At 43.9% G+C, this 6866-nt stretch carries 6 protein-coding genes; 3 read left to right on the top strand and 3 right to left on the bottom strand.

Features of this window, described 5'->3' with window-relative positions; genetic code table 11:
* Positions 1 to 72: 72 nt before the first annotated feature.
* Positions 73 to 717 carry an outer membrane protein OmpW gene (ompW, locus tag B9J84_RS01625; RefSeq protein WP_094123381.1) on the bottom strand — a complete coding sequence of 215 codons (645 nt, stop codon included), beginning with the start codon at positions 715 to 717 and terminating at the stop codon, positions 73 to 75.
* Positions 718 to 1115: 398 nt separating this feature from the next.
* On the opposite strand from ompW, the gene B9J84_RS01630 reads away from it, so the two are divergent.
* Positions 1116 to 1520, top strand: a complete 405-nt coding sequence (locus tag B9J84_RS01630) for a cystatin domain-containing protein (protein ID WP_094123382.1) — start codon at positions 1116 to 1118, stop codon at positions 1518 to 1520.
* Between the two features lie 109 nt (positions 1521 to 1629).
* Here B9J84_RS01630 and B9J84_RS01635 read toward each other — a convergent pair whose 3' ends face one another.
* The gene (locus B9J84_RS01635) at positions 1630 to 2805 is read right to left on the bottom strand and encodes a lytic polysaccharide monooxygenase (protein WP_404206166.1); all 1176 of its coding nucleotides are present in this window, start codon (positions 2803 to 2805) and stop codon (positions 1630 to 1632) included.
* Between the two features lie 494 nt (positions 2806 to 3299).
* On the opposite strand from B9J84_RS01635, the gene glpT reads away from it, so the two are divergent.
* Together glpT and glpQ are read left to right on the top strand one after the other, a co-directional pair.
* On the top strand, positions 3300 to 4676 hold the full coding sequence (gene glpT, locus B9J84_RS01640) for a glycerol-3-phosphate transporter (RefSeq protein ID WP_026029046.1): 1377 nt from the start codon (positions 3300 to 3302) through the stop codon (positions 4674 to 4676).
* A gap of 99 nt (positions 4677 to 4775) precedes the next feature.
* On the top strand, positions 4776 to 5837 hold the full coding sequence (gene glpQ / locus B9J84_RS01645) for a glycerophosphodiester phosphodiesterase (protein WP_094123384.1): 1062 nt from the start codon (positions 4776 to 4778) through the stop codon (positions 5835 to 5837).
* Positions 5838 to 5900: 63 nt separating this feature from the next.
* On the opposite strand, the gene B9J84_RS01650 is transcribed toward glpQ, so the two are convergent.
* Positions 5901 to 6785 (bottom strand): LysR family transcriptional regulator, encoded by an 885-nt coding sequence (locus B9J84_RS01650; protein ID WP_094123385.1) that lies wholly within the window; start codon positions 6783 to 6785, stop codon positions 5901 to 5903.
* Between the last annotated feature and the right edge of the window lie 81 nt (positions 6786 to 6866).

The following is a 6866-nucleotide window of genomic DNA, read 5'->3' on the forward strand; positions in this document are numbered from 1 at the left end:
CTATCAATATAATTTTTGCTTGAAATTGAAAAAGGCAGCGCTCGCTGCCTTCTATTAATCACCTTACTACCACTAAAACTTATAACCAGCGCCTATCATAAATACCCAAGGATCAATGGTCACATCGGTTTTTTGCTCAATGCCGCCAAACTTATAAGTCGCTTCAGTTTCAATATCGGCATACCAAACTGACGCATTCAAAAACCACTGTTCGTTGAGCATATAATCAAAACCAGCATTGGCCGCTAAACCCCAAGAATCTTTGAGTTTGAGATCCGTTAAGGTTGCACCACTTCCCGTACTGTTAAAACCTTCATCGAAGAACATGGTGTAGTTAATGCCCGCTCCAACATAAGGACGGAATTTCGATGACGCTTCACCAAAGTAGTATTGCAACATAAAAGTTGGCGGTAGATGTTTTGTTTCAGCAATGTCACCTAAGTTCAAAAGATTGGTTGAAATAGTATGACTAAAAGGTGTAGCCGCTAACACTTCAAAGCTAATATTGTCGGTGATCATATAGCCTATTGTTAAGCCAAGCTGAACGTTTGAGTCCACAGCAAGCTCTTCATTTGAGCCTAAAATACCATCGCTGCTATCATTGGGCACCACAGCGGCAAGACCGGCACGCACAATAAAGTCACCTTCTTTGTGGGCAAAAACATTCGTAGAAACAAGAGCAGAAAGCACGGCAAGGCCGCAAAGTGTTTTGTTCATTGTGATTTCCTTTTTGTAGGGCGGGGTAATAGTTTTTATTTGCGCGCACAGTAGCACATAAAAACCACACTTTTTTGATGGAAATCAATTTGTAAAATTTATCGCCGTTCAGATTACAACTCTGCAACCTTGATCACTTTTCTAGGCATAAAAACACACAGTCATGTAATGCGTTTTTTATGTGCATCACACCTAGCCTAACGTTGAAATGGCTTTGTTATTTATGGTTAAAAACTGACAATATTGGTAAGAAATAGTAATAGCGTTTTATTGTCAGAAAATATCATCATAATTTATCACGCACCTAACAGAGCTTGACGGACTCCTCACACCACAATTGTTAATATGAACTCCTCAGATTAACCCTTTCTGCTTTTCTAAAAACAAAGGACAACTCAATGAAACGATTTCTTTTACCTCTATTTGGTTTACTCGCGTTAGCGGGGTGTGATCAACAAACGCAAACAGAAAGTACTAAGGCTCTAGAGCCCACCGTGATGGTGACGGAAACAGATGCCGTACCGTCACCCATCTGTGCAAGCGAGTTGATGCCGGGAGGTTGGCAAGCGATAGAAATTACCGACGAAGCTAAAGAAGCGTTGAAGAGCGCTTTAGCACAAATGGAGAGCAATGCACAATTAAAAGACATTATCGATGTCCGCTCACAAGTGGTTAACGGGGTGAATTATGCCATTGAATTTGAAATGGATGATGGCAGCATTTGGAATGCGATAATCTATCGCAGTTTAGAAGGTGATTACTCGTTAACCCAACCAGCAAAACAAGGCAAATTGTGTGAATAACCTCATCTCATAAGCCATTATTAAACTAGGGTTCATTACTAAACCAGAGTTAGAGAGTAAAAAGAGGCCATGGCCTCTTTTTACTACTCGATACTATAGCTATTTAATACTATCGCCATACACCCCATTCACCCGTAGTTCCGGGCTCTTCATTTTTTGTCCACCACTGCGCTGTCCAAGTTTGCTGACTGTGCATAACGACATCACCGGACGTATAAATTTTAGTCGCATTCCAAGCATTATCGGGAACAGGTGGCTGTGGCGTTTCCTCTTTTAGCAAAGAAAGCTGATAACTGTAAGTCGCGTTTGGAGCAAACACACGGTTAGCATACACATTCTGGCTATCGTACATATAGTGATTCATTTCTTGGTGCCAAATACCAATAAACCACTCCCCTTTTTTTACTTGGTTAAACTGACCTGCCATTTCCGCTGGCCACGTTGCTGTATTATTGGCTGAAATCGCTAAGCTGATATCGGTCGTTTCATTGCCATTGGCATCGAAGGTACGCAAACGAACCGTATCGCCAGATTCAACAGGACCAAAACCTTGTGAAAGATAACCACCAAGATCGCTGAGATTCTGCGCAGGTTCTGATGGGTCTGTCGGATCCGTTGGGTTTGATCCACCACCGCTAAAACTAATATCACTGCAGTTATAAAAACCTTCGCCTGCGGCATCAATACGTTGCCAGCGAGTATAAAGCACAGCATCACCACTTCTATCGGCGGGCAGGGTAATCTTGATGCGATATTTTTTATCCGTCCCCACGGTGATATTACCTTTGGTATCAATAAGATCCAGATCATCCCAAGTTAATGGGGCCTCACCGGTATAAGTCGGTTTAGAGAGATAAAACTCCCAATAAGAGGGGTTATGTGGCGCGGTAGCATTAAAGACTAATTCGATTTGTTGATTAGCGTCTAAATTCACGGCCGTTTTTTGCCAATGAGGTGAAGCAACATCTAACCCTGCTTTCGCGTTGCTGCCTGCGGAGCACAACAAGCCGTCGCGAACAACAGCTTGAACATGAGCCATGTCACGATAATTTGCCACATTGGCCGCCACTTCATTGCGTTGTACAAAAGGATAAGCTCCGGACTGATCAAAAGCCGCTTGGCATGCTGCATTAGGGATCGTATTACTCCAAAAACCACCATCTAAGTAACAGGTATTTTGCCGCGCGCTCGGAAATTCAACCCAACCATGAGCTTGTGCATGAGCAGAAAGCAATCCGCTCAATGAAAGCAAACCCAATACACTGACTTTATTAAAATTATTCATCATTCTTCCTTTTTGTATTATTAGCATCAATGCCACAGAACGACACTCTGTAACACATGAATTGCCAATCAAAGCTAGCAAGAATTATCAATAGACAGTGTCAAATCTGGGTAGGAATACTGGACTATTTGCTTATTTTGCCACTCTCTTTCCAATCAAAAAGGATATGAATCATTGAACTCACAGTGAGTTTCGAGTGACTTCATGGTTTAACAATTTTTGCCAACTTTCCTTATCTGCGATTTAATTGACGACAAAACAACCAAAAACAAACATCTCGCGAACAAAAGTGAAAACGATTACATCTCAATTTAATGGCACTAACCATGAAAAAATGAAAACTAATCATTTGTTTTTATGCACAAATTAATTCCCTTGTAACATTTGTCACAGAAATACATTCAGTTGCACACGACAATGCCGTTCTCTTTCGAATGAAACATTTTTTATCGTTCGAGCTTTAGAACCATCGCACTACATTAATGAGGTCAACTATGTTTGGTATCTTTAAACCCCAAGCGCATATCGAGAGGCTCGCTACTGAGCGGCTCGATAGCACTTATAGCCGCTTGCGCTGGCAGTTATTCATCAGTATTTTCTTCGGCTACGCAGGCTACTACCTTGTTCGTAAGAACTTTAGTTTGGCGATGCCTTATTTGATTGACCAAGGTTTTAGCCGCGGTGATCTCGGGGTAGCTCTTGCCGCCGTATCGATTGCTTATGGCTTATCTAAATTTTTAATGGGGAGCGTTTCTGACCGCTCTAACCCACGCTACTTCTTAAGTGCAGGTCTTTTAATGTCTGCGTTAGTGATGTTCTGTTTCGGTTTTATGCCGTGGGCAACAGGCAGCATTACTGCGATGTTTATTTTGCTGTTCTTAAACGGTTGGTTCCAAGGTATGGGCTGGCCTGCTTGTGGCCGTACCATGGTTCACTGGTGGTCACGTAAAGAACGTGGGGAAATTGTTTCTGTATGGAACGTAGCCCACAACGTCGGCGGTGGCTTAATTGGTCCTCTTTTCTTATTTGGTCTTTGGGCATTTAACGATGACTGGCGCGCCGCATTTTACGTTCCTGCCTTTTTTGCGACCTTAGTTGCCATTTTCATTTGGATGACGCTGCGCGATACGCCGCAATCTTGTGGTTTACCACCGATTGAAGAGTATAAAGATGACTACCCAGACGACTACGATAAATCTCATGAGAATGAGATGACCGCGAAGGAAATCTTCTTTAAGTACGTTTTCTCTAACAAATTGTTGTGGTCTATCGCTATTGCCAACGCTTTTGTGTATCTCATTCGTTATGGCGTATTGGACTGGGCTCCTGTTTATTTGAAAGAAGCTAAAGAGTTCACCGTTGATAAATCTTCTTGGGCGTACTTCTTGTATGAGTGGGCAGGTATTCCGGGAACGCTATTGTGTGGTTGGATATCCGACAAAGTATTCAAAGGCCGTCGTGCACCTGCGGGCATCTTATTCATGGTTCTCGTTACTTTTGCGGTACTCATTTACTGGTTTAACCCTGCTGGTAACCCAGGTATCGACATGGCGGCTCTTGTTGCGATTGGTTTCTTAATTTATGGCCCAGTAATGTTGATTGGTTTATACGCACTGGAACTGGCTCCGAAAAAAGCAGCAGGTACCGCAGCAGGTTTAACAGGTTTGTTTGGTTATCTCGGCGGCGCAGTAGCGGCAAATGCAGTATTGGGTTACACCGTTGACCACTTTGGTTGGGATGGCGGCTTTATGATCCTAGTCGCTTCGTGCGGTATTTCTATCCTTTGTCTGCTGTATGCCTACATTGGCGAGCGTGCTCACCATAAAGAAAAAGACAGACTTGCGGAAGAAAAAGCGTCAACGCCATCATAAATCTGACACCTAAATGTGTTGAATTTGCGTTACGCACTGTTCACTTTGAATCAAAACTCTCCCCCTGCAACGTCAGGGGGAATTTTTAAGGATAACAATATGAAACTGACACTACTCGCACTTTCCATAGCTACTTTAGCCAGCTCGGCGTGGGTTCAAGCAGAACCATTGGTGATAGCCCATCGCGGCGCTTCCGGTTATCTGCCTGAACATACCCTTGAAGCCAAAGCGCTTGCTTACGGCATGAAGCCTGATTTTATTGAACAAGATGTCGTGATGACCAAGGATGACCAATTGGTGGTTCTGCACGATCACTATCTTGACCGCGTCACTGACGTTGCCGATCGTTTCCCTGACCGCGCACGTGGTGATGGCCGCTATTACGCCATCGATTTTACGCTGGCAGAGATCAAAAGCCTGCGCGTAACTGAAGGTTTTAATATCGATGACAAAGGCAATAAAACCGCTGGTTTCCCCAACCGTTTCCCTCTTTGGAAATCAGACTTCACCGTCCCAACCTTAGCGGAAGAGATCGAGCTGATCCAAGGGCTGAACAAAACGCTCGGTTACGATATTGGTATTTATCCAGAAATCAAAGCGCCTTGGTTCCACCGCCATGAAGGGAAAGACATCAGTAAAGCGGTACTGAAAATGCTGAAGGAATATGGTTACGACAGTCAAGAGTCGAACGTTTATCTGCAATGTTTTGATCCTATCGAGCTAAAACGCATTAATGATGAACTGCTTCCAGCAATGAACATGGACCTCAAACTGGTTCAATTGATGGCCTACACCGATTGGAATGAGACCATGATCTATGATGGCGACCAAGCACAGCCATACAGCTATGATTGGATGTTCGAAGCAAACGGCATGAAGCAAGTCGCCACCTACGCCGATGGCATTGGCCCGTGGAAACCTATGTTGGTTGACGATGCTTCAACCAAAGAAAACATCATCATCAAGCCATTGATGAAAGCCGCTAAAACCGCAGGGTTAATCGTTCACCCTTATACCTTCCGCGCAGAACCCGATCGTATTGCACCTTATGCCGACAGCTTTGATGGGATGCTCGATGTGTTCTACAACACTGTCAAAGTGGATGGTTTATTTACGGACTATCCCGATAAAGCAGTGGAGTTTTTGCATTCAACTCGCTAAGTAAGCGTGATTAACCTTACCACTTTGGCACGCTTCATCCCCAGTATCATCATGCTGGGGATGTTATTTTTGGTGACTTAATGCCTTTACCACCTTAAGCACATGCTTATTTAAGTTACTGGCTTCCCAAAGCACCGCAATTTGGCTGTTAAAAGGCATCTCCTCGATGGGAGTGATCACGGCAGAATCATCGATATGTTCAGCCAGTGATTGGGGTACAACAGCTACGCCAAATCCCGCTTGAGCCATTGCAACCATCGACCTCAACTGTGGAGCCGAAAAACGTTGATCGACACGGATGCCCACATCGTCAAACAGCGCTTTCATACCATCATGCAATGCTGGCCCCGTTTCACGAGGAAACAACAAAACGTGCTCATTTTTTAACTGAACTAAAGTAAGGCGATCTTTTTCAGCCAAGGGATGCCCTAAAGGGATCACTGCGACAAAAGGCTCTTCAAATAAAACCACCCGCTTTAAAGACTCACTGGCATAACAAGGTAAACGCACCAATGCTATATCCAACTGCTTAGCTTTCAACTGCTCAACCAACTCTGGCATCGCTTGCTCAACCGCGGTGAGATTCACATTTGAAAAACTGTCCCTTATCTCCCGCACTCGGGATAATATTTGGGTATTCATCGCAACCGAAGTCGCAAAGCCCATCCGTACTTCATTTTTTTCTCCACGCGCCAGCTGTTTTACTTTCGCCTTCGCTCGATCCACATCATTTAAGATGGTGACCGCATCAACATAAAACATTTGCCCAGCCTCGGTCAGCTCTACCCCACGTGGTAAACGCTTGAATAACAGCGTATCGAGCTCGTGCTCCAATTTCTTTATCTGCTGACTCAACGGTGGTTGAGCAATCCCAACCACTCCACCCGCTCGTGTAAAATGGCGCGTTTGTGCCACCGCCACAAAATACTTGAGATAGCGAAACTCCATATCTTTTCCATATAGAAATAAATCTTATTTATATTGGATTTAGCCACGTGGAGAAGTCAATCTAAATATACACTTTATTGC

The sequence above is a fragment of the Vibrio sp. V03_P4A6T147 genome, assembly GCF_002241085.1.
Lineage (GTDB): Bacteria > Pseudomonadota > Gammaproteobacteria > Enterobacterales > Vibrionaceae > Vibrio > Vibrio anguillarum.